This is a genomic window from Niveispirillum sp. FG148, from assembly GCF_057809655.1.
Genome location: NZ_JBMDKJ010000002.1, coordinates 299998 through 324322, shown reverse-complemented (window position 1 = coordinate 324322; position 24325 = coordinate 299998). Strand labels below are relative to the sequence as shown.

Annotated in this window: 21 protein-coding genes; 14 read left to right on the top strand and 7 right to left on the bottom strand. The window is 62.5% G+C overall.

From position 1 onward, the window contains the following. Positions 1–11 precede the first annotated feature (11 nt). From ACODTW_RS03285 to ACODTW_RS03270, 4 genes are read left to right on the top strand one after another with little or no spacing between them, the layout of a single operon-like run. Positions 12–1919, top strand: coding sequence for a glycoside hydrolase family 3 protein (locus ACODTW_RS03285; protein WP_488944462.1), 1908 nt, complete (start codon positions 12–14; stop codon positions 1917–1919). A gap of 46 nt (positions 1920–1965) precedes the next feature. Then, entirely contained in the window at positions 1966–3603 is a 1638-nt protein-coding gene (locus ACODTW_RS03280) for a sulfatase family protein (protein ID WP_488944461.1), read from the top strand. A gap of 40 nt (positions 3604–3643) precedes the next feature. Continuing rightward, positions 3644–5254 carry a sulfatase gene (locus tag ACODTW_RS03275; RefSeq protein ID WP_488944460.1) on the top strand — a complete coding sequence of 537 codons (1611 nt, stop codon included), beginning with the start codon at positions 3644–3646 and terminating at the stop codon, positions 5252–5254. A gap of 28 nt (positions 5255–5282) precedes the next feature. Further along, the gene (locus ACODTW_RS03270) at positions 5283–6284 is read left to right on the top strand and encodes a formylglycine-generating enzyme family protein (protein WP_488944458.1); all 1002 of its coding nucleotides are present in this window, start codon (positions 5283–5285) and stop codon (positions 6282–6284) included. A gap of 44 nt (positions 6285–6328) precedes the next feature. On the opposite strand, the gene ACODTW_RS03265 is transcribed toward ACODTW_RS03270, so the two are convergent. Continuing rightward, entirely contained in the window at positions 6329–6655 is a 327-nt protein-coding gene (locus ACODTW_RS03265; RefSeq protein WP_488944457.1) for a hypothetical protein, read from the bottom strand. Between the two features lie 305 nt (positions 6656–6960). Further along, positions 6961–7599: a hypothetical protein gene (locus ACODTW_RS03260; protein WP_488944456.1), complete on the bottom strand. Its 639-nt coding sequence runs from the start codon at positions 7597–7599 to the stop codon at positions 6961–6963. Between the two features lie 42 nt (positions 7600–7641). On the opposite strand from ACODTW_RS03260, the gene ACODTW_RS03255 reads away from it, so the two are divergent. From ACODTW_RS03255 to ACODTW_RS03245, 3 genes are all read left to right on the top strand, one after another. Beyond that, the gene (locus ACODTW_RS03255) at positions 7642–8055 is read left to right on the top strand and encodes a helix-turn-helix transcriptional regulator (RefSeq protein ID WP_488944455.1); all 414 of its coding nucleotides are present in this window, start codon (positions 7642–7644) and stop codon (positions 8053–8055) included. A gap of 235 nt (positions 8056–8290) precedes the next feature. Further along, positions 8291–9514: a serine hydrolase domain-containing protein gene (locus ACODTW_RS03250; RefSeq protein WP_488944454.1), complete on the top strand. Its 1224-nt coding sequence runs from the start codon at positions 8291–8293 to the stop codon at positions 9512–9514. 61 nt (positions 9515–9575) lie between these two features. Then, a complete protein-coding gene (locus tag ACODTW_RS03245; protein ID WP_488944453.1) occupies positions 9576–11789 on the top strand; it encodes a TonB-dependent receptor in 2214 nt (737 codons plus the stop codon). 687 nt (positions 11790–12476) lie between these two features. Here the strand turns inward: ACODTW_RS03245 and ACODTW_RS03240 are convergent. Continuing rightward, positions 12477–13412, bottom strand: coding sequence for a LysR substrate-binding domain-containing protein (locus ACODTW_RS03240; protein ID WP_488944452.1), 936 nt, complete (start codon positions 13410–13412; stop codon positions 12477–12479). Between the two features lie 108 nt (positions 13413–13520). On the opposite strand from ACODTW_RS03240, the gene ACODTW_RS03235 reads away from it, so the two are divergent. The 6 genes from ACODTW_RS03235 to ACODTW_RS03210 all read left to right on the top strand — a co-directional run bounded on the left by ACODTW_RS03235 (position 13521) and on the right by ACODTW_RS03210 (position 20367). Further along, positions 13521–14903 (top strand): MFS transporter, encoded by a 1383-nt coding sequence (locus ACODTW_RS03235; RefSeq protein WP_488944451.1) that lies wholly within the window; start codon positions 13521–13523, stop codon positions 14901–14903. A gap of 2 nt (positions 14904–14905) precedes the next feature. Continuing rightward, positions 14906–15793, top strand: a complete 888-nt coding sequence (locus ACODTW_RS03230; RefSeq protein ID WP_488944450.1) for a VOC family protein — start codon at positions 14906–14908, stop codon at positions 15791–15793. Between the two features lie 29 nt (positions 15794–15822). Continuing rightward, the gene (locus ACODTW_RS03225) at positions 15823–16872 is read left to right on the top strand and encodes a class I SAM-dependent methyltransferase (RefSeq protein WP_488944449.1); all 1050 of its coding nucleotides are present in this window, start codon (positions 15823–15825) and stop codon (positions 16870–16872) included. Beyond that, entirely contained in the window at positions 16869–17183 is a 315-nt protein-coding gene (locus ACODTW_RS03220; RefSeq protein WP_488944448.1) for a hypothetical protein, read from the top strand. The genes ACODTW_RS03225 and ACODTW_RS03220 overlap by 4 nt, the downstream gene beginning before the upstream one ends. 11 nt (positions 17184–17194) lie before the next feature. Next, positions 17195–18019, top strand: a complete 825-nt coding sequence (locus ACODTW_RS03215; RefSeq protein ID WP_488944447.1) for a cupin domain-containing protein — start codon at positions 17195–17197, stop codon at positions 18017–18019. Between the two features lie 65 nt (positions 18020–18084). Next, on the top strand, positions 18085–20367 hold the full coding sequence (locus ACODTW_RS03210; RefSeq protein WP_488944446.1) for a TonB-dependent receptor: 2283 nt from the start codon (positions 18085–18087) through the stop codon (positions 20365–20367). Positions 20368–20510: 143 nt separating this feature from the next. Here the strand turns inward: ACODTW_RS03210 and ACODTW_RS03205 are convergent, their stop codons facing one another. Genes ACODTW_RS03205 through ACODTW_RS03190 form a run of 4 tightly spaced genes read right to left on the bottom strand, consistent with a single transcriptional unit; the run spans position 20511 to position 22980 of the window. Beyond that, positions 20511–20681, bottom strand: a complete 171-nt coding sequence (locus ACODTW_RS03205) for a hypothetical protein (RefSeq protein ID WP_488944444.1) — start codon at positions 20679–20681, stop codon at positions 20511–20513. Then, positions 20650–21231 carry a type II toxin-antitoxin system VapC family toxin gene (locus ACODTW_RS03200; protein WP_488944443.1) on the bottom strand — a complete coding sequence of 194 codons (582 nt, stop codon included), beginning with the start codon at positions 21229–21231 and terminating at the stop codon, positions 20650–20652. Before ACODTW_RS03200 ends, ACODTW_RS03205 begins: the two co-directional genes overlap by 32 nt. Next, entirely contained in the window at positions 21224–22045 is an 822-nt protein-coding gene (locus ACODTW_RS03195) for a hypothetical protein (RefSeq protein WP_488944442.1), read from the bottom strand. The genes ACODTW_RS03200 and ACODTW_RS03195 overlap by 8 nt, the downstream gene beginning before the upstream one ends. 14 nt (positions 22046–22059) lie before the next feature. Continuing rightward, the gene (locus ACODTW_RS03190; RefSeq protein ID WP_488944441.1) at positions 22060–22980 is read right to left on the bottom strand and encodes an IS1595 family transposase; all 921 of its coding nucleotides are present in this window, start codon (positions 22978–22980) and stop codon (positions 22060–22062) included. A 377-nt stretch (positions 22981–23357) separates the two neighbouring features. On the opposite strand from ACODTW_RS03190, the gene lhpI reads away from it, so the two are divergent. Next, positions 23358–24320, top strand: coding sequence for a bifunctional Delta(1)-pyrroline-2-carboxylate/Delta(1)-piperideine-2-carboxylate reductase (lhpI, locus tag ACODTW_RS03185; protein WP_488944440.1), 963 nt, complete (start codon positions 23358–23360; stop codon positions 24318–24320). Positions 24321–24325: the final 5 nt, after the last annotated feature.

Here is a 24325-nt window from a genome sequence, read left to right as displayed (position 1 = left end):
TGATGCGCGGCATGGGATATCTGTTGGGCGGTGCGGCCGCCCTGGCATTGATATCGTCGCTTTCCTATGCGACGCCGGGTTTCCGCGATCTGAACCATAATGGTCAGCTTGATCCTTATGAAGATCCGCAACTCTCGATTACCCGCCGGCTCGATGATCTTCTGGGGCGCATGACGCTGGAGGAGAAGGTCGGTACCATGATGCATGGCTCCCTGCGGGCCGTGGATTCCGTCGTCGGCGCGTCCAGCAAAGGGTACGATCTGGCAGCGGCGGAGCACGTCATCAAAGAGACCGGGGTGAACAGCTTCATCACCCGGTTGACGATGCCGGCGGCGGAGTTCGCCCGTCAGAACAATGCCATTCAGAAAATCGCGGAGAGCAGCCGTCTCGGCATCCCGGTGACCATCAGTTCCGATCCCAGAAGCCATTTCCTGACCGTGGTCGGTGCCAGTTCTTCGGGTGGCGGCTTCTCCATCTGGCCGGAGACCCTGGGCCTGGCGGCCATCAACGACCCGTCGCTGGTCCGCCGGTTCGGCGATATTGTCCGCCAGGAATATCGGGCGGTGGGCATCCATATGGCCCTGTCCCCGCAGGCCGATCTGGCAACCGAACCGCGCTGGGCCCGGGCGGTCGGAACCTTTGGTTCAGATCCGGAAACCGTTTCCACCCTGGCTGGCGCCTATATCCAGGGCTTCCAGGGCGGCGCCAGGGGGCTGACCCCGGCGGGCGTCGCGACGGTGGTGAAACACTGGGTCGGCTATGGCGCGGAGCCGGACGGTTTCGATGCCCATAATTATTATGGCCGCACGGCCCGGCTGGACGATGCCAGCTTTGCCCTGCATGTCGCGGCGTTCAAGGGGGCGTTTGCCGCCGGGTCGGCGGGGATCATGCCCACCTATCCGATCCTGGACGGGGTGAGTGTCAATGGACAGCCCCTGCCACCCGTCGCCGCCGGCTACAGCAAGCCGCTGCTGACGGATCTGCTGCGCGGTACCTATGGCTATCGCGGCGTCATCATTTCCGACTGGGCCATCACCAAGGACTGCCCGGCCGAATGCACCGGCCCGTCCGCGGAGAAGCCGCAGACAGCGGCCGCTATCGCCATGCCCTGGGGGGTGGAGGGGCTGTCGCAGGTGCAGCGTTTCGCCAAGGGTGTGGAGGCCGGGCTGGACCAGTTCGGCGGTGTCGATGATCCGTCCGCCCTGCTGGCGGCCGTGCGCGACGGCAGGGTCAATGAGGCGCGGATCGACGAGTCCGTGCGCCGTATCCTGATGCTGAAATTTGAACTGGGGCTGTTCGACGACCCCTATGTTGATCCCGACCGGGCGAGCATTGTCATCGGTGACCCGAAATTCCAGGCAGAGGCGGAAGCGGCGCAACGGCGCGCGCAGGTGCTGCTGGAGAACAGGGGCCATCTGCTGCCGCTGAAACCAGCGAAAGTGTGGCTGTACCAGGTGGATGCGGCCGTGGCGCGGGCGGCGGGCTTCACCATTGTGGAGGATCCGGCGCAGGCGGATGTTGCCATCGTGCGGACGCGCACCCCGTTTGAAAAGCTGCATCCCCATCATTTCTTCGGCGCGCGCCAGCATGAAGGACGACTGGATTTCCGCGACGGCGATGCCGATTATGAGGTCATCAAGAAGCTTGGCGCGAGGGTGCCGACGGTGGTGGTGGTCGATATGGACCGCCCGGCCGTCCTGACGAACATCAAGGACAAGGCCCGCGCGCTGCTGGTGACCTTTGGCGCCAGTGATGGGGCGGTGATGGATATCGTGACGGGGCGCGCCCGCGCCGAAGGCCGCCTTCCATTCGAACTGCCGTCTTCCATGATGGCGGTAGAGGCGCAGAACCCGGCCGTGCCGGATGACAGCAATCAACCACTCTATGCCCGTGGGGCAGGTATTGGGCCACGCCGCTGAAATCGCGGACAACAGACGGGATGGTAACACCATGGTGAGGCAAAACATGAAGCTGCGGACCCTGGCACTGGCCGCCACGGCGCTGATGGCGTTGTCCACGACGGCGCGCGCGGCGGACAAGGCCGCTGACAAGCCGAAGAATATCGTCTTCGTGCTGGTCGATGATCTGCGCTTCGATGCCATGGGTTTCCTGACCCCGGGGCTGAAGACCCCCAATATCGACTATCTGGCCAAGAACGGCGTCTATTTCCGCAATGCCGTGGTGACATCCTCTCTGTGTTCGCCCAGCCGAGCCACCATCCTGACCGGCCAGTCGGCCCGCAATCACCGGGTCATCGACAATAATAATTCCTCCGAAGAAGGCCTGATCTTCTTCCCCTCCTACCTGCAGAAGGCCGGCTATCAGACCGGTTTCTTCGGCAAATGGCACATGGGCAATGATACCGATGCGCCGCGCCCCGGCTTTGACCGCTGGGTCAGCTTCAAGGGCCAGGGCACCTATTTCCCGACCCAGGGATTGCCGCCGGCCGCCGTTGCGGCAGGCAAACGCCAGACCTTGAATATCGACGGACAGCATGTCGACCGCACCGGCTATATCACCGACGAGCTGACCGATTACGCGGTGGACTGGCTGGAGAAGGGCCGCGACCCCAAGAAGCCCTTCTTCCTTTATCTCAGCCACAAGGCCGTGCATTCCGATGCCGAGCCGCCGGAACGGTACAAGACGCAGTACAAGGACCTGGATATCCGGCTTCCCGCCAGCATGGCCGACACGCCGGAGAACAATCAGGGCAAACCGCTGTGGGTGCGCAACCAGCGCAACAGCTGGCACGGCGCGGAATTCCCCTATCATACCGACAAGCCCCTGACCGAGATGGTGCGCGACTATTACCGCACGCTCTCGCCGGTGGATGACAGTCTGGGCCGGATCATGGCCAGCCTGCGCAAGCAGAAGATCGACAAGGACACGGTCATCGTCTTCTACAGCGACAATGGCTTTCTGATCGGGGATCATGGCCTGATCGACAAGCGCAATGCCTATGAACCGTCGGTGCGCGTGCCGATGGTCGTGCTGGCCCCCGATCTGCTGCCCAAGGGGAGCACGAACGACGCCGTGGTGCGCAATCTGGACCTGGCCCCGACCTTCCTTGACCTGGCCCATGTGGAAAAGCCCGCCCAGATGGAAGGGCGCAGCATTCTGCCGGTGGCGCAGGGGAAGATCGATGCGCAGGAGTGGAACAAACAGGATTTCGTCTACGAATATTATTGGGAATGGTCATTCCCGCAGACCCCGACCACCTTCGCCATCGAGCGGAACCGGGTGAAATACATCCAGTATCACGGGGTCTGGGATATCGAGGAACTGTATGACCTGAACAAGGACCCTGATGAGATGCACAATCTTGTCAATGATCCGGCCTATATGCAGACGAAGATCGAGCTTCGCCACGGCCTGTTCACCCAGCTGGCCAACAAGGGGAACGACCATGTCGTGCCCTTCACGGAAAAGACCAGCACGGGCCTGGTCAACCGCGATCAGGCCGGGCCGCGCGCTGCCGATTTCCCGGCGGAATGGTATGTGAAACCCAACCTGCCCACCAAGATGAACGGTCTGTTCCCGGACAGCGAGGCCAAGGCCAAGGCGGATGCCGAAGGGCGGGCCTATTTCCCGCAGCGGCACTGAAGGCGGGCGTCACGGATTGTCCCGCGGGAGTGAGGAGAGAATGATGAACTGGCGTCGATTGGGAAAAAGTTCTGCCCTGGCCCTGGCCCTGGGCGTCAGCACCATGGCGCTGGGCACCGGTGCCGGTCTGGCGGCCCCGCCGGCCGCTGCCAATGCCGGAACCGCGACACGGGCCGAACGGCCGATGAATGTCCTGTTCATCATTGCTGACGATATGGCGGCGCGTCTGGGTTCCTATGGCGCGCCGGTCCGCACGCCCAACGTGGATCGGCTGGCGTCGCAAGGCGTCAGCTTTGACCGTGCCTATGCGCAGTTTCCCTGGTGCGGGCCCAGCCGCGCTTCCTTCCTGACCGGCACGCGGCCGGACACGACGCGTGTCATGGATCTGTCGACGCCGTTTCGTCAGGCGCTGCCCGACATCAAGACCTTGCCGCAATATTTCAAGGATCAGGGCTATTATTCCGGCCGCGTCGGCAAGATTTTCCATCAGGGCGTGCCCGGCGATATCGGCCTGGGCGGCCCCGACGACACCCAATCCTGGACCGAAGTGGTCAACCCGCGCGGCCGGGACAAGGATGCGGAGAATGGTACCCTGATCAACATGACGCCGGGCATCCCCTATGGCTCGGCCATGGCCTATCTGGCTGATGACGGCGCTGACGAGGAACAGACCGACGGCAAGGTGGCCACCGCCGCCATCGACATGCTGAAGGCGAACAAGGACAAGCCGTTCTTCATCGGTGTCGGCTTCTACCGGCCGCATGTGCCGGAAGTGGCGCCGAAGAAATATTTCGACCTCTATCCGCTGGAAAAGATCCGTATCGCCGACGAAACGCCGGACTCCCTGGCGAAGGTTCTGCCGGCGGCCAAGGCCTGGACGCCCGATCATTTCGGCATGAGCCCGGATGAACAGCGGCGCATGATCCAGGCCTATTCGGCCGCCACCAGTTTCATGGATGCCCAGGTCGGGCGCGTGCTGGCAACGCTGAAGGAACTGGGGCTGGAGGACAATACCATCGTCGTCTTCACCAGCGACCATGGCTTCATGCTGGGCGAGCATGGACAATGGATGAAGAATATCCTGTGGGAGGACAGCGCCCGCGTCCCCCTGATCGTGCGCACACCCGGCATGGCCAAGGCGGGGACACGGTCGGACCGGACGGTGGAACTGCTGGACCTGTATCCGACCCTGACCAGCCTGGCGGGCCTGCCGCATTATGACCGCAACGAGGGGCAAAGCCTGGAACCGCTGCTGACCGACCCGGCCGATCCCAAATGGACCAAGCCGGCCTTGTCCCAGGTTCGCGGCGGGCGCAGCGTGCGGACCGCGCGGTGGCGCTACACGGAATGGGAGGAAGGCGGACAGGGCCGCGAACTCTATGATCATCAGGCCGATCCCGGCGAACATCGCAATCTGGCCCCGGACCCGGCCTATGCGGCGACTGTAGCGGAGCTGAAGGCCCTGCTGCCCAAGGGGCCCGTGGAAAAACGGCCCAAGCCCGTGAGCTATGACCCGGTCCGCGACTGCCTTGTCCGCCCCCTGTCGAAAGCGCCCGAAGGCGATGGGAAGAAGCCGCCGGCCGGCGGAGAGGCAAAGGGTGGCGGGGAGGGCGGCGGTGCCGCCAGGGTTTGCAGCGAGATTGATCCATGATCTAACTGCGCCCACGGGAAGGCGATCGATGATGAGCGATGTGATGGACAATGTAGACGCCCGCTTCGAGGGCATGCGGCGCCTGGAGGGTGGGTCGTTCCAGATGGGGTCCAACCGGTTCTATCCCGAGGAGCGACCGGTCCGCCCGGTGCGGGTGAACGGCTTCTGGATCGACGAGGCGCCCGTCACGAACCGACAGTTCCGCCGGTTTGTCGAGGCGACCGGCTATGTCACCTTTGCCGAGATCGCCCCGGACCCCAAGGATTATCCGGGCATGCCGATTGAACTGGCCCAGCCCGGTTCGCTGGTCTTCCGCAAGACGCGGGGCCCCGTGGACATGCGGGACTTCAGCCAATGGTGGAAGTTCGAGTTTGGTGCCGACTGGCGGCATCCACTGGGCAAGGGCAGCTCGATCGAGGGCCTGGATGACCATCCGGTCGTGCAGATCGCCTATCAGGATGCCGAAGCCTATGCGATATGGGCCGGCAAGGAACTGCCGACGGAAGCGGAATGGGAATTCGCGGCCCGTGGCGGGCTGGATGGTGCCGAATTTGGCTGGGGGGACGAACTGGCGCCGGGCGGTGCCATGCTGGCCAATTATTGGCAAGGCGCCTTTCCCTATGCCAATGACATGCTGGATGGCTGGGAGCGGACATCGCCCGTCGGCACCTACCCGCCCAACGGTTTCGGCCTGTTCGACATGATCGGCAATGTCTGGGAATGGACATCGGACTGGTGGTCGCTGCCGTCCGTACCGGCAAAGCCCTTCAAGGGGGCCTGCTGCGTTCCTTCCAATCCGCGGGGTGGCAAGGAACGTGACAGCTACGATCCCTGCACCCCGCATGTCCGCATCGGCCGGCGGGTGCTGAAGGGGGGCTCGCATCTCTGTGCCCCCAATTATTGCCAGCGCTACCGGCCGGCAGCTCGCCACCCCCAGGCCATCGACAGCCCGACCACCCATATCGGTTTTCGCTGTGTCATCCGGAATATGGATAGCCCACAGCGGCCGGTGGAAACGACCGGAACTTAAGGGTGTGTGCTTGAGTGGCTGATAGAAAATTAGCCCGAGGTTTATCATCCTGTTGCAACCAGTTCGTTCGATGGCGGATCACCCCGGGCCATGATCTGGAATTCGATGATTGTGTGCGCTGCCTGCTGGCCGCCCCGCGTGAGCCGAACGCTGTGTTCGCAAGGGCCGAGTCCGGTCCGTTCCGTAGCGCCGATTGCGGTGCCACCTGGCATAAGATCGATTGCGCCCTGAACGGCTGCCGCTTCGGTGTCCATGATCATGATGTCGCCCTGTTCCCCGCCCAACCGGGCGCGTCGAAGGGACAGGAGTTCGAACATGTCGGACTGGAACTGGATTGCGGCGGTGATTTGGTAGATCACGTCCAGCGCCACAAGGCGGCCCTGATCGTCGCGCTGGCGCTTTCAGTTCCTCTCGGGCGCAGGCCGCCGTCAGAGTGACTTTCCAGTCAAAGGAAAGCCACTCTGACATTACACACAGATGAATTTTTCAGAATAAACTGATATGAATCGCTTGTGCGAAGCTCATGACGGGGTGGTCATGAAAATTCACGGCGTGTGGACAGGCTTTCGCATCTTATTGACTGTGATTGAAATACCTGATGTCGGGGCGGAGTATAAAATAATAACAATGCGTTGAGGGGGTCATGCAGGAGTTGCTTCTGGATTTGTATGCCTGCTCATCCGCGCCTGACCGGTGGCCGCTGGCGCTTGACCACCTTTGCAAATACCTGTCCATCCGCAGCGCGGTCGTTCAGGTTCTGGACTACAGGGCGGGGGTCACGCGTCCGATCTGGAATATGCGTGATACCTATTCGCTTTTGCATCAGCAGAACCATGACCGTATCCTCAATAACGACAGTAATCCCCGGCTTCGCATTCCGCCCACACAACATATGGTCGGACAGGTGGCCATTGAGCGGGATGAGGAGATATTTCCGGCAGGTTCCGTGGAGTTGAAGGAAATACAGCGTCGCCGCCAGATGCTGGAATTCGGGCCCAATCTCAGTGGCATCATCGAATTGTCCCCAGGGCGTTTCCTGGCCCTGATCCTTCATCAGCCGGCAACAACCGAGCAGCAGATGGGGCAGGAGGAGGAAAGGCTGACGCAACAGCTTCTGCTCCATCTGCGCCAGGCTGTCCAAATCAGTGGCCAATTGCAGGCGGCGGTGTCGCGCGCCGATCTCCTGATGGAAGCCGGCAATGCTCTGGGGGCCGGTCTTGTCCTGTGCAACGAAACCGGGTTCGTCTTGTGGGCAAACAGCGAAGCGCAATCCATCCTGGATCGCTCTCCGGTCCTGCGGGAAGTTGCCGGACATATCCGCGCCGTTCACCCCGGTGACAGCGGAGCCCTTCGATCCATGCTGGCGCAGGTGGCGGCCGATGACGGGGAGCGGTCACCACAGCTGACGCTGGGCCGGGCGGATGTGGAAACATCGGTGCAGGTCATGGCCCTGGGGCTCCGTTCGCAGTCGGACCAGGGGGCACGGGATCTGTCCGGAACCGTGGTGCTGCTGCTGCGGGAACCGGGACGCCCCCTGAACATCTCTCCGGCGGCTGTGGCATCATTGTTCGGTATGTCCAACGCGGAGGCGCGGTTGACGGCGGGCCTTTGCGATGGCCTGTCGCTGCGTGACTACGCCCAGCAGCGCGGGATTTCGGAAGGCACGGCCCGCATCCAGCTGAAAAGCGCCTTGGCCAAGGCCGGTTGCCCGCGGCAGGCGGAACTGGTTCGGCGGGTATGCACCTCGCTCGCCATGCGGCTCAGTCAGTGACGCTGCGGGCATGGGCATCGCCCCGACGAAATTTCAATATCCCCGATCCTGGCCGTTCACGCCGTCTGGCATGACGCACATAAATCCGCGCTGATTGCCACTGCGATATCCCATATGGGAGTCGCCGGTCATCCGTCACTTCCCCAACAATGCAGGCACGAAAGCGAACGGAGGCGCCATCCAGGCTCCGGTTTCGCAATGGTGCGGCCCAAAGCCGCCTGTCAGGGGGGAAGTCATGAAAACTGGTCGAATTCTTCGCAACGGTGCGTTGGCGCTGATGGTCGCGCTGGCGCCCTGCGTGGTGCTGGGATACCCGGCGCCCGCCCCGGACCCGACGCTGCCGGCATCGACCGTGCCGCCGGCGATCCAGGATCTGCGCCGCAAGATGAATGACGCGGACGTCAATGCCCTGACGTTCCACGAGATGGATTTTCTGTTCACCACGCGCACCGTGGCCCGGTCCGGCCGCATCTGGGAATTGCCCCGCGCCGACCAATTGCTGGATTTCACCTATACCTATAAAGGGCAGCAATATACGCCCGAACAGTTCCTGGAGCGGAACTACACAAACGCCCTGCTGGTTATGAAGGATGGCCGGATCGTTTCGGAGATTTACCGGAACAATACCAATGCCCAGACACGGTTCATGGCCTGGTCCGTCACCAAGTCCATCACATCGATCCTGATCGGCGTGGCTGTGCAGGAGGGGCGTATCAAGTCCCTGGATGACAAGATCACCGTCTATCTGCCGGAACTGAAGGGCAGCGGCTATGACGGCGCGACGGTCCGTCAGGTATTGCAGATGCGGTCGGGTGTCGATTACGAGGAACGGTATGATTTCGCCAATCCCGGCATCGCCGCGCGTAATCACGAACAGGCGCTGGTGTCCAACGTCATCCGCTTTGTCGATGCCGCCAAGACCATCAAGCGTCAGCACAAGCCGGGCGAGGTCTTCCAGTACAAGACCCTGGACACCGCCGTTCTGGGTCTGCTGCTGGAACGGGTAAGCGGCGGCAGCACCATTGCAGCCTATGCCGCACAGCGTCTGTGGGAGCCGTTGGGGATGGAGCGCGACGGCTTCTTCATCATGGATGGCCAGCCCGGCATCGGGCGGGAATTCAATGGTGCGGGCTTCAACGCCACTGCGCGCGATTTCGCCCGCATCGGCCAGATGATGCTGCAGGACGGCCAGGCGAACGGACGTCAGATCGTGTCGCCGGAATGGGTGCGGGAATCCACCAAGGCCACGGGTGGGCCTGGGCCCGGTTATGGTTATCAATGGTGGATCCCCAACGATCATTCGTTCCAGGCGGTGGGGCTACAGGGCCAATACATCTTCGTCGACCGGGCGACCCGCACCGTTGTGGTGAAGCTCAGCTATTTCCCCCCCGGTAATGATGAGCCCCATGACGAAGCCGATGCGTTCCTGGCCGCCGCGTCGGCATGGACGCCCCGGTGAGGGCCAAAGTCCTTAATCCGTTGAAAACAAAAATAGCAACATGACAGGGAGGAAATGAACGATGACGAAGGTCCATCGGAAAGTGGCGGGCTTGACCCTGGCCACAGCTACCGCGATCAGCACCGCCGCATTTGCACAGACAACGCCCCCGGAGGCCGACGAAAAACCAGGGTTCGCGCTTGAGGAGATTGTCGTCACGGCCCAGCGGCGTTCGGAAAACCTGCAGAAAGTGGCCATTGCCATTACGGCGCTGGACGCCAGTCAGCTGGAAGCCAAGGCGGTGGTGCAACTGGCTGATCTGCAAAGTGCTACCCCGTCGCTGTCGATCACCAATGCCGGCCAGACCCAGTCCGTCAACATTCGCGGCATCGGTCTGGCCAGCAATTCCCCCAACGCGACGGCCGGTGTCGCTACCTATGTGGATGGTCTGTTCCAGCCGCCGATCGTGCAGTTCAACAGTTTCTATGATCTGGCCAGCGTGGAGGTGCTGCGCGGGCCGCAGGGCACGCTGGTCGGCTCCAACTCCACCGGTGGGGCGATTTTCCTGACGTCACGCAGCCCCAAGATTGATGATCAGGGTGGTTATGTCACCGCCGGCTATGGCACCGACAACACCTATTCGCTGGAGGCCGCGACTGGTGTGCCAGTCAGTGATACGCTGGCGCTGCGCGTCGCGGGCTTCGTGCGGGGGCACGACAGCTATTACAAGGATGATGGGCCGTTCAACAACAAGGCGGGCAAGCTGGAGGAAAAGGGTGGTCGTATCGGCCTTCTGCATCAGACCGACAGTTTTCAGGCCCTGGCCAAGGTGCAGTACAACGACATGCGTAATGGTGGTTACGCATACCAGCCCATTCCCGGCACCTATTTCGCGCCTTACACCCCCCGCGATTATTTCGGGCTCAGTTACGACACCCCGACCATGCATCGGGAAGAGGCGCTGATCACCAGCCTGGAACTGCGCAAGACCTTCGCCAACGATATCGTCCTACGTTCTGTCTCCGGATTTCAGGACAAGACCATCACAAGTCTGGACGATATTGATGGTACCCGCGCGCCGGCCTCTGTTGGCGGGCAGGTGGCCTGGGACTATTATGCCAATGAAAAGCAATATAGTGAGGAACTGAACCTGATCTCCCCGGAGGAGGACCGGTTCAACTGGATTCTGGGTGGCTATTTCCAGCGCAACGTCATTGATGTCCGGATCCTTGAGAACAGCGGCGGGTTTCCCACCGACATCCTGCCCCAGAACAAGCGGACCACGACCGGTCTGTTCATGCAGGGCAATTATGACCTGAACGACCAGTTCGAGTTGCAGCTGGGCGGGCGTTATTCTCACTACAAGGCGACGGGGACGGGCGGTGTCATCATCGGGCGCGGCATTCCGGGCTTTCCCCCAACGGGTGTGGAGGTCAGCGACCTGTCCGGCGCGCACAGGGAGTCCGTCTTCACCGGCAAGGCCAACCTGAATTTCAACATGGACGAGGATAATCTCCTCTATGTGTTCGCCGCCCGTGGTTACAAACCCGGCGGGTTCAATTCGATGGATTCCCGGTTCCGGGCGGAGACGGTCTGGGATTATGAAATGGGCTGGAAATCCACCCTGTTCGACGGGCATGTCCGCACGCAGGTGGCCGCCTTCTACAATGACTATTCGAACTTCCAGTTTGATATCCTCGACACCGCTTCCGGCCAGGCCGGTATCCGGAATATCACCAACGCCACCATCAAAGGGCTGGAGGCGCAGGTGGAAGGGCAGTTCGGCGGCTTCCGCTTCGATGGTGGTGTGTCCTATGTGGATTCCCGCCTAAATGGCGGCGTCCCCTATGTCAATACCCGCCCGCTGCCGCCGGGCACGTTGGGCCCGCAATGCCCCGCCGGCACGCCGTCGACACCGCCGCTGTGCTTCAACTATATGCCTTTCATGGCGGTCACCAAGGCGGGACCCAGCCTGTATTCCCCGGCCTGGAGCGGCAATATCGGCGTCCAGTACACGTTCAGCATCGACGACCGGACCACGCTGGTCCCGCGTCTGAACTATTCCTATGTTGGCAAACGCTACAGCTATATCGGCTATTCACCGGTATCCGACCGGCTCGCCGCCTATGATCTCATCTCCGCCCGCCTGACCTTGAACCGGGATGACTGGCGCGTGGAGTTGTACGCTACGAACCTGACCGATGAACGCTATGTCGCGGGCATGGCATCGGCCTCCACCAACCAGTTCCTGGGCTCACCGCGGGAAATCGGCGTGCGTTTCGGGGTGGATTTCTGACCGGATGGGGTGGTGGCATCAGCCACCGCCCCTCAACGGAACACACGTCGCTCGCCGATCCACACCTCTGTTAGCGATCTGGCCAGTCCCGGCAGCGAGAACAGCCAGATCCACACCTCCCGCAGCAGGGGGCCGTTCCAACAGGAGGGGGCGCCCCACAAATGCGGCAGATCGAACATCCAGCGATAAGTTCCGCCCCTGCGCTCCAGCGTACCCAGCAGTTCTCCTGTGGCGGGATGGATATGCAGCCAGGCCCTGGCATCTGTCCGCTGTCCGCCCCTTTTGTCCCATAGGGGCTGACGGTAGGCATTCGGGCATAGGCATCGGTTGACTGAACTATTACCAGGTTGCGGTGAGTGAAACTCACCGCAACCTGGTTGGCGCGGTACGAGCGCCCGCGCGCCCATGCGCGCTGAGCCAAGCCGCCGGATGGCGGCGCCCGGCGCATGAGGGCTGCATGGATCAGGACCGTAGGTTCTGATCCATGCAAATAGGTATAAGGGGCGAGGGACGATGCCGGCCGGTGTGCCCGGCGCCGCTCGGATTGCGCCGCTGCCGCTTCGGTGCCCAGCCGCAGCGGGCGATCGATTACTGTCAGCGAATTGATATATTATTATATCTTTCGTGCCTACGCTGACCGGTACGTCAATGCGAAAAGGCTGATCCGGGCGCGGGCTTGCGACGGGATCAGCCCGCACCATCGCCGGTCTGCTGGGGGCTGATTTGTTCGCCGTTGATCTCCGCCATGGTTGCCGCGAAACAGCCGGTCAGCCAAGATCGGAAGGCAAGCGCGCTGGCGCTGGGCACGGTGCCGGCCTGCCAGACCAGATAGTAGCCATAGATATCCTCGGTCTGGATGTCGAACAGCCGGGTCAGGCGGCCCCGCTTGATCTCCTCCTGCACCATCAGACTGCCGGCCAGTGCCACGCCCTGGCCGCTGCTGGCAACTTCCACCAGCATGGAACTGTCCGACAGGGTCAGGCCCGCCGTCGGTTCGGAAAGCCGCAGCCCGGCGGCCCTCAGCCATGGCGACCAGCTTTGCCAGCCATGGCGCAGCAGCGTGCAGCGCCGCAGGTCTTCCGGGCTGCTTATGTCCATCCGGTCGCGATATTCCGGCGTGCAGACAGGATAGAATATCTCCCCGCCCAAGCGCAGGCTGGTGCAGTTTGGCCAGTCGCCGGACCCGTAGCGGATGGCCAGATCGACCCCGCGGACCAGAAACTCCTCCAGATCGGCGGTGGACCGGATGGTTACGGCCACACCGGGCATCGTTTCGGTAAACCCGCCCAGCCGTGGCAGCAGCCAGCGGGTTGCCAATGCGGGGTGAATGGAAACGACCAGGGTTTCCTCGCCGCTGCCGCGATGGTGGTTGGGAAAGGCGCGGTCCAGGATGGCCAGTGCCTGGCGGACATGGGCCAGAAGCGTCACCGCCTCCCGCGTCGGCACCATGCCGCGGCCCACCCGCCGGAACAGCGTGATGCCCAGCCGTTCCTCCAACTCCCGGATCCGGTGGCTGATGGCGCCATGGGTCAGGCCCAGTTCATCGGCCGCTGCCGAATAACTGCCATGGGTGGCAGCGCTGTCCAGTGCCCGCAGGGTCTGGATGGAGGGCAGGCTGCGCATCGGGGTCTCTACATATGTGAAAACGGCTCACATCGTAGTCCAAATCATATCGTTTGTCATCGCGGTCCGATTCCCGGACGCTACCCTTAACAAGCAAGGAGCACGTCAATGACGAGTGCCCTGAATACAGGTGAGACGGGTCAGGTGCAGATGGAACGGATGCGACAGTCGCTCCGGTCTGGCTGGTATATGGTAATCCTGCTCACAGCAGCGCAAATCGTCTCCTATATCGACCGTTTCCTGCCCAGCCTGCTGATCGGTCCCATAAAGGGCGATCTGGGGCTGACGGATTTTCAGGTGGGGCTGTTGCTGGGGCCGGCATTCGGCGTCTTCTACGTGCTGATGGGGCTGCCCATAGGCTGGATGGCGGATCGGTTCAACCGCCGGGGTATCCTGGCGGCGGGCATCACCATCTGGTGCTCGATGACGGCGCTGGCCAGTCTGGCGCGCGGCTTTCCATCCCTGTTCGCCACCCGCCTGGGTGTCGGTCTGGGAGAGGCTGCACTGGCGCCCTGTACCGTTTCGTTGATCAGCGATCGTTTTCCAAGAGAGAAACGGGCCCGCGCGCTCAGCGTCTTCATGTCCGGCACCTTTCTGGGGGCGGGGGCTGCCTTCCTGCTGGGGGGACCGTTGGTCCATGCCGTGGCCGGGCTGCCGGGGATTGTGTTGCCGCTGCTGGGCGAATTGAAGCCCTGGCAGCTCAGCTTCCTGATCGTGGGGCTTCCCGGCTTGATGCTGGCCGGGCTGATGTTCACCATTCAGGAACCGGCGCGCCAGGAACGGGCCGTGGACCTGGAATCCGGTCTGGACGGGGAAAAGGCGTCGATCCCCCAGGCCCTGCGCTTCATCACCCGCCGCTGGCGCACTTTCGGGGTGCTGTTCGTGGGCTCCGCGGCGACGGTGACCATGGGGTCGCTGGCTTTCTGGAACGCCACCCTGTTTGACCGCAGTTTTGGCTGGAACGTGCGGGATGTCGGCATTGCCACGGGCACGCTGTTCCTGACAGGCGGCCCCATTGGCACCATCGCCGGCGTCTGGCGGACCAACCGCTGGATCAAAGCAGGCCACAAGGACGCGACCATGCGGGCCCTGCGCAGCGGGCTGCTGCTGGCCGTGCCGGGTTTCGCCCTCTACCCGATCATGCCGACGCCTGAACTGGCCGTTACGGCCCTGTTCGTCGCCTTTGTCGGTCAGGCCATGGCGGCCGCCGCCGGCCCGGCTTCCCTGAGCCTGATCGCGCCGGGCCAGATCAAATCGCAGGCGACGGCCATCTATTATCTGGTGATCTCCATCTCCGGGCAGTTGATCGGCCCGCCGCCCGTGGGCTGGATGACCGACCTGTTCGGTGATCCGCGCCGGCTGGGCTGGGCCATGAGCATCGAAGCCGCCACGGTCGGCGGGGTCGCGCTGATCATCCTGTTCATCGGATTGCCGGCCTATCGCCGCGGCGTGGAAGCGGTGGAACGCATGATCGGGCTGGAGGGGCGTTGACCATGGCCGAACTGACCTTGCCCCGACTGGGCACCATCCGTGCCGTCACCCATGTCGTTCCCGACCTGGCCGTCATCCGCGCCACCTATGGTGAGCTGCTGGGCTATCGGGTGGTGGAAGAGGGCAGGGTGCCGCAAGCCGTGGCGGCAGGCTGGTCCGCGCCGGCCATGGCGGGAAGGGCCTTTTTGACCTTGGCACCGGCCTGCGGCACCCCGGTCTGGCTGCGCTTCATCGAAAGCAAGGCGGCGACGGGCTGGCAGGCGCTGACCACCCATGGCTGGAACGCGACCGAAATTGTGGTGCAGCAGGTGGATGAACTGGCCGAACGTCTGGAAGGCAGCGCCTTCCGCATCATCGGCCCGCCCAAGGGTCTGCAACGGTTCCCCATGATCCGGGCCATGCAGGTGCTGGGACCCGCCGGGGAATGTCTTTATTTCACGCAAGTGGGCGATGGCAGCGGGCTGGATCTGGCCCAGGCGCGTTCCTTCGTCGGCCATGTCTTCATTGTCGTGGCCGGCGGGGCGGACCTGGGGGCCATGTTCGCCACCTATGCCGGCTTCGGCAACGCCATCGACCCGCCGGTATCAACCCGCGTCCAGGTCATCTCATTGGCCAATGGCCTGCCGCCGGAAACCGAGCATGCGCATGGGCTGATCAAGCTGCCGCAGGGCACGCTCATCGAACTGGATGCCTATCCGGATGTCACGCGGCCGCGCCCGCGCGCCGATGGGGAGCTGCCGCCCGGCATGGCGATGGTCAGTTTCGATGTTGATGCACCGGCCCTGTTGGGTGGTGCGGCGGTGCTGCCGGCCCTGCTGCCGGGCGGGGGAATTTCCACCTGCCGTCATGGTGCGGCCGGGGAATGGATCGAATTTATCGGGCCGGCCTGACCGGCCCCGCAACGGAAGGAGCAGTCCCCATGGCACTGGCACTTTCAGACCGGGCCAACCTGGATTTCGTGCTGAGTTTACGGCGCCACTGGGCGGCCACCCTCTATCCGCATCTGCGGGCGGAGTTCGATGCCATCGACCCGCCGCCGCCGGTGGTGAACGACCCGGCCGGCCTGGCGCCGCTGGTGCATGGGCTGCCGACATATCCGTGGTTTTCGTGGCTGGAGCGGGGATCGCAGAAGATGTTGTGGCGTGCCGTGACCGATGCAGTCGTGAATGAGGGACCCTTGCCCACCCCGCCCGCCGGCCCCGCCAGCGTTGAGGCGGACCCTGATCTGGTGCTGCCGCAATGGTACACGGACTGGGATATCCACCTGCAACCGGGCAGCTTCTGGTCCCATCATCTGGCGGGCCGCGTCTATGAGATGGGGGCCCGGCTGGTGATGCTGGGGGAGAATGATGATTTCTCCTTCCACCGCATCTTCACGGAGACGGCCGTGCCCAGGCGGGCCTATCGACGGATCGTCGACATGGGCTGTGGCTTCGGCAAGTCCGCCTGGCCGCTGAAACAGGCCTTTCCGGATGCCGAGGTGATCGGTGTCGATCTGGCGCTGCCCTGCCTGGAACTGGCGGCCCGGCGCGCCAGCGAGCGCGGTCTGGCCGTGCGCTTCCGTCAGGCTGATGCCGTGGCCACGGGGCTGGAGACGGGCAGTGCCGATCTGGTGACCTCCACCATGTTCGTGCATGAGGTGCCGGTCGACGTGCTGCCCGACGTGTTTGCGGAGGCGTCGCGCATTCTGGCACCGGGCGGCATCCTGCGTTTCCTGGATTTCCAGCGCACGGGCGACGGGCTGCGGGATCTGGCCATGATCGAACACGGCGCACGTAACAACGAGCCATTTCTGCCGCCTGTGGTCGCGGCCGACCTGTCCGCCATGGCCGACGCTGCCGGCCTGATCAATGCCCGTTGGGTTGGCTTCGACGAGCGCGGGGCCGGCCGGCAGGAGACATTGTCCTGGTCCCGCCGTGCCGAATGGCATTTCCCCTGGGCCGTCCTTGAAGCGGAGAAGCCGCAATGATCCCCCCCTTGCCGCCTATGCAGCCGGATACCGACCGGCTGACCGGGCTTCTGTTTGAACTGGCAGCACAACTGCATATCGAGCGTACCCGCCGTCTGGCGCTGGAGACGGCGTTGGAACGGGCTGGCCTGTTGCCGGCCGGCGCCATTGATGCCCTGGCGGGCGACGCTGACCTGCTGGCGCGGACGCGGGCGGAGCTGGAACTGGCCATGCGCAAGCTGATGCGCGTGCTGGGCGACGACCCCGACCCGCGCACCCCGCTTTCCGCCGATGTTCCGGCCGCCCCGGCCGCTCCCGTTTCCTCGAATTAGGAGCCACGATTTTGGCACGCCCATGGGTAGAGTTCGTCCAGGCACAGCATATTCCCTGGCAGCCGCATGACCTCTGGGGTCTGCGGCCGGGGGTGGAAGCGCGGCTGCTCAGCCGGGATGATGAGACCGGCGCGGTCAGCATGCTGGTCCGCTATCCCGCCGGTTTTACTGTGCCCGCCGCGATCCTGCCGGTGGACGAGGAGTTCCTGGTTCTCGACGGGGCACTGACCGTCGATGGGCAGGCTTACGGCCATCTCTGCTACGCCCATCTTCCGGCCGGTTTCCAGCGCGGGGCGCTGGCCTGTGCCGACGGGGCGATCGTGCTGACCTTCCTGTCGGCCGATCCGCGTGGTGTCACCGCACCGGCGACCTATGATCCCGAACGGCTGGTGCTGCGCACCGATGGCTATCAGGTTCCCTATACCGGTAATTTCCATCCGGAATTCCCGCCCGGTGCCGGGCGCAAACTGCTTTACAAGGACCCGGTGACAGGGGACGTCACCTGGCTTCTGGGCACGCTGCCGGTACGCTGGGCCGAACGGTCGGAGGTCCACCCGACCGTGGAAGAGATGTACCTGCTGAGTGGTGAGGTGCATGGCAATCGCGGGATCATGCGGCCCGGGGCCTATTTCTGGCGTCCGCCAGAGGCCCCCCACGGTCCTTACGGCACGCTGACCGGCAATCTCTATTTCTTCCGCACCAAGGGCGGTCCGCTTACCACCAGTTATGTGCCGCCGGAACGGCCCTTCCAATGGTGGCCGCCCTATGACCCCGTCCTGCCGCCCGCCCTGGAAGGGGCCCGTGGCGAGGCGCCGGGTACCCCGCTCGCTTTCTGAGGTTCGGTGAACAAGGCGCAATCGCCGTCACCACGATCAACAATCAAGACAAGGGATGTATCATAATGAAGGCTAAAATCTTCGGAACCGCGGCTTTAACCCTGGTTGGCACCCTGTCCGCCACCACGGCCATGTCCCAGTCGGCACCCGCGTCGGGAGAGACGTTCCAGCTAGAGGAGATCGTGGTGTCGGCCCAGCGCCGCCTGCAGAACCTGCAGGAAGTGCCGCTGGCCGTGTCGTCGATCGGGGCTGGCGCCCTGGAGGATCGGCAGATCCGCAATACCATTGACCTGATCCGCGAGATCCCCAATCTGGTCGGCAACAGCAATGTCGGCCTGGGCAGTTCCAACACCTATTACATCCGCGGCATCGGCAACACGGAATCCATCGCGACACAGGACGTGCCCGTCGGCACCTATGTCGACGATGTCTATATCTCCCGCCAGAATGCCAATAATTTCGGCCTGTTCGATGTGGAACGGATCGAGGTGATGCGCGGCCCCCAGGGCACGCTGTTCGGCCGCAACACCACGGGCGGCGCCATCAACGTCATCATGAAGAAGCCGTCGACCAAGGCCGGCGGCTATCTGGAAGCCGGGGCCGGCCGCTTCGGTGCCGTCGATGTGCGGACCAGCATCGACGCGCCCCTGTCGGACAAGGTGCTGACCAAGATCAGCGCCTATCGCAGCGAAAGCGACGGCTATGTCACCCAGAAATCGACGGGGAACAAGCTGAACGGCATCGATGCCTATGGTGTGCGCGGCGCTGTCCGTCTGTTGCCCAACGACGAACTGACCATTGATCTGTCGGGCGACTATGTCGATCAGGAAGCGTCGAACCTGATCAATTATGTCGATCCCGTCACGGGCGATCGCGTCAGCAATCTGGGCATCGTCCAGGGTTCGCTTGCCAATTATTTCACGGGCTCCAAGGCGAAGAACAAGCCCGGCAACGAGACCGAGAACTGGTCGCTGGCCGCCAATATCGCCTGGGAACGCGACGGTGTGACCCTTAATTCGATCAGCGGCTACCGCGACACCACCCAGCGCTATTTCATCGACAGCAATCCGGCGGCCCCCAATCCCATCACCACGGGTGTCTCGCCGATTCTGAACTACAGCCGGCACAAGCAGTTCTCGCAGGAATTCAAGATCAACGGCCTGGCCTTCGACGACCGGTTGAACTACACGGCCGGGCTTTATTACCTGCATGAGAATAACGATACGGACCTTGGCACCGGCGTCGGCACCGCCACCGGCTTCACGGTCAGCGGCGATCGTACCATCTCCAACGACCTGGACTCCTACGCCGCCTATGCCCAGGGCGATTACAAGCTGACCGATGCGCTGACAGCCACGGTCGGCCTGCGCCTGTCGCGGGAGGAAAAAAGCCTGGAGGTCAAGACCAACGCCGGGGCCCGTGGGCCGGTGTTCGACACCGCTCTGATCCAGGCATCGGGCATTGCGACGGACCTGAAGAACACCTTCCTGACGCCGCGCTTTGCCCTGTCCTATCAGATTGATCCGGACATCATGGTCTATGCCTCGGCAACGCGTGGTGAAAAGTCGGGTGGCTGGAACGGGCGTGCGCTGTCCAACAGCCTGTTCTACGCCTTCAAGCCGGAAAAGGTCTGGTCCGAGGAGATCGGCATGCGCGCCGACCTGTTCGATCGCAGCCTGCGCCTGAATGCCACTGCCTTCTATAGCGAGGCGGAAGATGTGCAGATTTCTGCCGCCTATACCACGGCCCAGGGTGCCCGCATCTTCACCACCACCAACCCGGCGGGCCTGCGCAATTATGGTGGCGAGCTGGAAGCGCTGTGGATGCCGGTCAAGGGCCTGTCCATCAACGGCTCCCTGGGTCTTCAGCATGCCCGCTATATCGACATTTCCGCCGATGTGCAGGCGCAGGCCGTGGCCTGCCAGACAGCCTTGGCATCGGGCAGCGCGTCGGGCATTTCCGCCAGCTGCAACCGCGGCTTCGTGGATTTCAAGGGCCGTATCGCCCGTCCCGTGCGTGCGCCCGACTTCTCCGGCATCCTTTCAGCAACCTATGACATTGAAACCGACCCCGGCCTGGTCCGGCCGACGATCGGCTTCAATTACAACAATGGTTATGCCATTGGTAATGCTGGCAATACCGACAGCACCGACGGGGCTTGGACCCCGCACCAGATGCTGTGGAACGCCAGCCTTGCCTTCGAGCCGGCAGCCCTGCCGGACCTGACCCTGTCGGTCGGGTGTAAGAACTGCACGGACCAGAACTACAAGGTCTCGTTCCTGTCGGCGACGTCGATCTTCCTGAACGAGCCCATGACCTGGGACGTGCGGGCGCGTTATCGTTTTTGATCCTTCTTACTGGTGCCATTGACTTTTCCGCTTGTGCGGGCCCCGATCGCTTCGGCAGTCGGGGTCTTTTTTTGGCGTTTGTATACTTCGCAAACCCAGCGTCGCTTGAGGCGGTTGGCCCACAAGTCAGAAGCCACCGAGGATCACTCGGGGGCTTCGTCGTCTTCCGCCTTGGTGTCAGCCTCAGGCTTCGGCTTCACCTTCGCGATGCGCCGTAGCTTGTCCTCAAAGGCGGCTTCGCCCTCGTCGCAGCCGAGTTCGCGGGCGGCGGCCTTGAACTTATCAATCTGCGCCTTCTCGTTCTGGCTCTTCATGATGTTCAAAACCCATCTCTTTCTGTGCTTCTTCAGGGCATACTATGGGCAAACGATATTTGCCGCACAGTTTATCCTCTCCATTCCAAGCATAGAGGGAAACAAGAGGGATCTTGGTGCCGCGCTGACTGTCGTCCCTAGTGTGAAACTCCGTCGCCTCATATATGCTTGCGGTGGCTAGGTGAATCGCATCTCCGCTATCTAGTATTTTTGCCGGCCTTCCCGTCGCCTCATCCGGAGGCCTGTAATAATAATCTTTGATTTCGCGCGCTCTCAACAAAATATTCCTGCTGATTTCCACATCAACAAAGTGTGATCCATCAAATAATGAAATGTACTTGCTTTCGGCATCGGCGGACTTTCCGTCGAGCTTTCTCGGTATCACCTCAAGGTGCGTGACAATGGATGTCATAATCACATTGCCGCCCTTCTTGTTTTCTTCAAGAATATTTGATGCAGCCTTTTTTCGTTCAGAAGAGGCTGGCTCATCTCCGAGCACCTCGTAGAACATGCATGAGTCCCAATAGTACTTTGGCTTGTCGTTAGACATCGAATAACTCACCAAAAGAAGAATTGGGACGCGGCATTCCTTTGAACAGCCCTCTGAGGTCAGTCAGGTGCGGCGACTTGCTGGTTGCAGTGGCCTCGATATGGTCCATCTCAATCAAGAACGGGAATGGGCTGCTCTCCCTATAGTGAAGCTTCCCATGAACCCTCACGGTCTTGAATAGGAGGAGGTTCATATCATCACGCTTACGCTCCGGGAACGTACACTCAATTTGAGACGGTCCAACTGCGGGCATAATCACAAACTGATGCTCGCCATCGACATCAGATACTCGGCGCAAGTCCCCAACAACAGATCCCAAAGACACGCCAGTTGTCCAAGCAAACGCCATTCTCTTGCGGCGCATCTCGGCGACATGAGTGGCGCGTTCCCTGAATTTTTCATCGAAGCGAACGCATGTTTTCCCGCGCTCAATCCAGAACCTGCGGTATTCATCGTCGCGCTGGCGGGAGGCTAATCCAGCCAGTGTTTCTGCAAGATTGTCGTCGATGCGGTCGTCAACCTCGCCGCCTTCGGCGAGCTTTTCAAGCTGTTCAATTGTCCACTGAAAAGCGGGGATTGGATCGTAGTTCTTTACGCTCGGAACCGGGCGAAAGCTCATCTCGGTTGGATTGTATTTTCTGGCGTCTACAATCTCGTAGTCAGTTTGCTTGCGGTTGAGCGCGCCGTAAGTCCGCTCCATCTGGCTGAGCGCGTTCATTAGCCTGCCGAGTTGGCGCGCGAACGCATGCCCCAGCGCGTTCCCGCGGTGGGCCTCGTCCCCCTCCATGCAAACCCTGAATTCACGCTCGTTCATAACGTCAACGGTCCTCAAGCCACCGACGAGTCCCGGTACATAAGCCGCTTCCCGACAATCCCGGTCAGTGCCGCTACCGTGCGCTCGCTGTCAGTGATTCTACGCTCGTTGTACCGGAAATCAAACTCCGCCAGATAGCGGTGCAGATGCTTCTTGGCGCAGTGCTGGTACACGCCCTTCATGCCGCGCTTGAAGATGCTGAAGAAGCCTTCAATCGTGTTGGTGTGGATCGCGCCGCGACCGTACTCGCCGATGCCGTGACGCACCACGCCATGCGCGGCGAACTCGTTGCCCAGGTGGACGTACTGGCCGGCTTCGTCCGTGCACACCGTGCTCTCCTTAGCGATGTTCTCGCGCAGGATCGGGGTCAGGTCCTTGGCCTTCAGGCTGTCCACCACCATGGAGCGGGCGCGGCCGGTCTTGCGGTCCACCAGCGCCAGCACCTTATGCTTGTGGGCGTAGCCACGGCCCTTCTTCTCACCCTTGGGCTTCACGGTGCGGTCGTTGCCGATGAACGTCTCGTCCACCTCGACCGTCTCACCCTCGCCGCCCATTGGCTCGAAGCCCAACGTGCGCATCGCCTCACGGAGACGGTGCGTCATGAACCAAGCCGTCTTGTAGGTCACCTCAAGCACGCGGTGGAGTTGGTGGGAGCTGATGCCCTTCTTGGAGGAGCACAGCAGGTAGCAGGCCTGGAACCACTTGTAGAGCGGAACGTGGGAGGATTCGAAGACCGTGCCCACCTTCACCGTAAACTGCTTGCGGCACCGGTAGCACTTGTGGACGCCGATGCGGGTAGCGCTGCCCTTCAGCTTGCCGATCCGCTCCACGCCGCCGCAGTGCGGGCACACCGGGCCGTTCGGCCACACGATGCTCTCCAGCTTCGCGTAAGCGGCTTCTTCGTCGTGAAAGTACTGAGCGGACAGGACGGACATAGGGGCATCTCCTCTATGCCCGTACACTACCGCTCCAGCTTGGGTTTGGCAAGTATATAATCGCCCTTTTTTTGCAAGTGTCGGGACCACTTTTGACCGCGATGTAGCGAACGTCGTCGCCAATTGCGAAAAGGATCGGCGGCTGATCGAAGCGCTGGCGGGCGGCACCGCAGGGCAGCATGCGCGCCTGTCTCATCCCCCCTGGATTTGGCGTTGGGGTGCCCGGTCCGGGTGAGCCGGCGGTTGAGACCATTTTCGACACCGCCTATGCCAACCTGCACGTTGCGACGGAACGGTCAGGGCCGCTCCGTGCTCGCCTTCCGGCGCTGAGTTTGTCACCTTGCAGTCTGGCATGAATTGACCTGGGGAGATGCACAATGACGACGGACAGGCAGCCGGTATTGTTCTCCAGTCGGGATGTCCATGCCCTGGCCACACCACCGGATCTGGTCAGCGCCTTGCGAATGGCATTTGCCGAGGGCGTCACGGTGCCGGACCGGTTGCACTACACGCTGCCGGGCGACGGTCGGAACATGTTGCTGGTGATGCCGGCCTGGCGTGACGGCGGGCCCACGGGTGTGAAGGTGATTACCTATATGGCCGGCAATGCCGGGATCGGCTTGCCCAGCATCAACGGCTCCTATCTGCTGCTCGACGGTCACACCGGCATCCCGGCGGCGATCTTCGATGCGGCGTCGCTGACCCTGGTGCGGACCGCTGCCGTTTCGGCCCTGGCGTCTTCCCTGCTGTCCAATCCCGCATCGGAAACGCTGCTGATGGTGGGGACGGGCAGTTTGGCGCCGCACATGGTGGCGGCACATCTGGCGACACGACCCATCCGTCACGTCCGGCTGTGGGGCCGGGATCCGAACAAGGTGCAGTCTCTGGCGCGCAGCCTGGATCACCTGGCTTGCGATGTGTCGGTCGTCAGCCAACTGGGCCGGGCTGTGGCGGAGGCTGACATCGTCAGCTGCGCCACCTCCAGCCGGGTGCCGCTGGTGCAGGGGGCCGATGTCAGGCCCGGTACGCATGTTGATATGGTCGGCAGCTTCACCCCGTCCATGCGGGAGGCGGACGATGGTCTGATGGGGATGGGCCGTGTGGTCGTAGATAGCTGGACGGCAACGACAGAGTCCGGTGACATCGTCACGCCGCTGGCCGGCGGTGCGCTGAGCCATGATCGGATCATCCTGCTGGAGCAAGTGATCCGCGATCCTGCCCTGGGCCGCAAGTCCCCCCAGGACATCACCATCTTCAAGTCCGTGGGCACCGGCTTATCCGATCTGGCGGCGGCAGAACGGATCCACCAGCGCTGGCTGGGGAAGCAGTCCCAGGTCTGATCACG

What these genes read in the sequence shown, in the direction of transcription:
- ACODTW_RS03250 (WP_488944454.1), top strand. Translation starts at nt 8,291, where the DNA reads ATGAAAACTGGTCGAATTCTTCGCAACGGTGCGTTGGCGCTGATGGTC.
- lhpI (WP_488944440.1), top strand. Translation starts at nt 23,358, where the DNA reads ATGACGACGGACAGGCAGCCGGTATTGTTCTCCAGTCGGGATGTCCAT.
- ACODTW_RS03280 (WP_488944461.1), top strand. Translation starts at nt 1,966, where the DNA reads ATGAAGCTGCGGACCCTGGCACTGGCCGCCACGGCGCTGATGGCGTTG.
- ACODTW_RS03220 (WP_488944448.1), top strand. Translation starts at nt 16,869, where the DNA reads ATGATCCCCCCCTTGCCGCCTATGCAGCCGGATACCGACCGGCTGACC.
- ACODTW_RS03195 (WP_488944442.1), bottom strand. Translation starts at nt 22,045, where the DNA reads ATGAACGAGCGTGAATTCAGGGTTTGCATGGAGGGGGACGAGGCCCAC.
- ACODTW_RS03245 (WP_488944453.1), top strand. Translation starts at nt 9,576, where the DNA reads ATGACGAAGGTCCATCGGAAAGTGGCGGGCTTGACCCTGGCCACAGCT.
- ACODTW_RS03240 (WP_488944452.1), bottom strand. Translation starts at nt 13,412, where the DNA reads ATGCGCAGCCTGCCCTCCATCCAGACCCTGCGGGCACTGGACAGCGCT.
- ACODTW_RS03275 (WP_488944460.1), top strand. Translation starts at nt 3,644, where the DNA reads ATGATGAACTGGCGTCGATTGGGAAAAAGTTCTGCCCTGGCCCTGGCC.
- ACODTW_RS03235 (WP_488944451.1), top strand. Translation starts at nt 13,521, where the DNA reads ATGACGAGTGCCCTGAATACAGGTGAGACGGGTCAGGTGCAGATGGAA.
- ACODTW_RS03210 (WP_488944446.1), top strand. Translation starts at nt 18,085, where the DNA reads ATGAAGGCTAAAATCTTCGGAACCGCGGCTTTAACCCTGGTTGGCACC.
- ACODTW_RS03285 (WP_488944462.1), top strand. Translation starts at nt 12, where the DNA reads ATGGGATATCTGTTGGGCGGTGCGGCCGCCCTGGCATTGATATCGTCG.
- ACODTW_RS03255 (WP_488944455.1), top strand. Translation starts at nt 7,642, where the DNA reads ATGCTGGCGCAGGTGGCGGCCGATGACGGGGAGCGGTCACCACAGCTG.
- ACODTW_RS03260 (WP_488944456.1), bottom strand. Translation starts at nt 7,599, where the DNA reads ATGTCCGGCAACTTCCCGCAGGACCGGAGAGCGATCCAGGATGGATTG.
- ACODTW_RS03230 (WP_488944450.1), top strand. Translation starts at nt 14,906, where the DNA reads ATGGCCGAACTGACCTTGCCCCGACTGGGCACCATCCGTGCCGTCACC.
- ACODTW_RS03225 (WP_488944449.1), top strand. Translation starts at nt 15,823, where the DNA reads ATGGCACTGGCACTTTCAGACCGGGCCAACCTGGATTTCGTGCTGAGT.
- ACODTW_RS03200 (WP_488944443.1), bottom strand. Translation starts at nt 21,231, where the DNA reads ATGTCTAACGACAAGCCAAAGTACTATTGGGACTCATGCATGTTCTAC.
- ACODTW_RS03205 (WP_488944444.1), bottom strand. Translation starts at nt 20,681, where the DNA reads ATGAAGAGCCAGAACGAGAAGGCGCAGATTGATAAGTTCAAGGCCGCC.
- ACODTW_RS03270 (WP_488944458.1), top strand. Translation starts at nt 5,283, where the DNA reads ATGATGAGCGATGTGATGGACAATGTAGACGCCCGCTTCGAGGGCATG.
- ACODTW_RS03190 (WP_488944441.1), bottom strand. Translation starts at nt 22,980, where the DNA reads ATGTCCGTCCTGTCCGCTCAGTACTTTCACGACGAAGAAGCCGCTTAC.